The organism is Ruegeria sp. C8, assembly GCF_056537565.1.
Map to the genome: position 1 here is coordinate 1 of NZ_JBQFRV010000041.1, position 1,092 is coordinate 1,092.

Here is a 1,092-nt window from a genome sequence, read left to right on the forward strand (position 1 = left end):
GGATACAACACGGCCATGTACGGAAAATGGCACCTTGGATGGACCGAAGGGCGCTATCCAACGAATCAAGGATTCGACGAGTTTTACGGTGTTGAAACCACGGACGTTACAGTCTGGCGCACGCTTCTGGGATTTGCTGAAGCCAACATGGAAGAGCCAGTTGTGATGCAGGGTATTGCAGGCGAACCGGCGACCGTTGCGCGGGACTACGATCTGGACTATCGCGGCGAGATAGATGGCGACCTGACGAAAAAGGCCATCGAATTCATCGAAGCTAAGAGTGCCGCAGACGCGCCGTTTTTCATCTATCTTGCATATACGCAGACCCACTATCCAAACATCGCGTCCGAGGAGTTTGGTGGCGCTACTGGAAACGGCGTCTGGGCCGACATTCTACTTCAAACAGATAGCTATATTGGACGTATCGTTGGTGCGATCGAGGCGGCAGGCGTTTCCGACGAAACCGTGGTGATTTTTACTGCAGACAACGGCCCCGAAGCTCTTCCGGTTGGAAACGCCAATGTCTCGCCGGTTCCTGCGGTACATGGTACTGCGGGGCCATGGCGCGGCACTCTGTTCACCAGCCTCGAAGGCAGCATGCGCGTGCCTTTCGCCATCAAGTGGCCGGGGAAGATCCCCGCTGGTTCAGAAAGCAATGACGTTGTCCACTCGATGGACCTTTTTCCAACACTGGCGGCATTCGCGGGGGGCAAAGTGCCGGACGACCGGGCATTTGATGGCATCGACCAGTCCGAGTTCTTTCTGGGCGTCCAGCCGAGATCGAACCGAGAAGGCGTGATCGTTTACATGGGCGAACAGATATTCGGTGTAAAATGGAAGGACTGGAAAGTTCTGTTCAAAGAGAACACAACAGCCTTTGGCGCGACGGAGTCTTTCGACACACCAAGGGTCTACAACCTACTGAATGATCCGCATGAGCGTGAAAGCGTACTCTTCCCGCACACATGGGCGGCCGAAAAAGCGCTGCCGCAGTTGCAGGAGCACATTGCTACCTTCGAGGAGTTTCCTCCGATCCCCCCAGGAACGCCGGACCCCTACGAACCACCCACTGACTGAAGGGCGGCTTTGTCC

The 1,092-nt window shown here is 55.9% G+C and carries 1 protein-coding gene; it reads left to right on the top strand.

The window, feature by feature from the left end; genetic code table 11:
• On the top strand, positions 1-1,077 hold a 1,077-nt coding region (locus tag ACR0KL_RS22720), incomplete at its 5' end, for a sulfatase-like hydrolase/transferase (protein ID WP_480777549.1).
• Positions 1,078-1,092 lie beyond the last annotated feature (15 nt).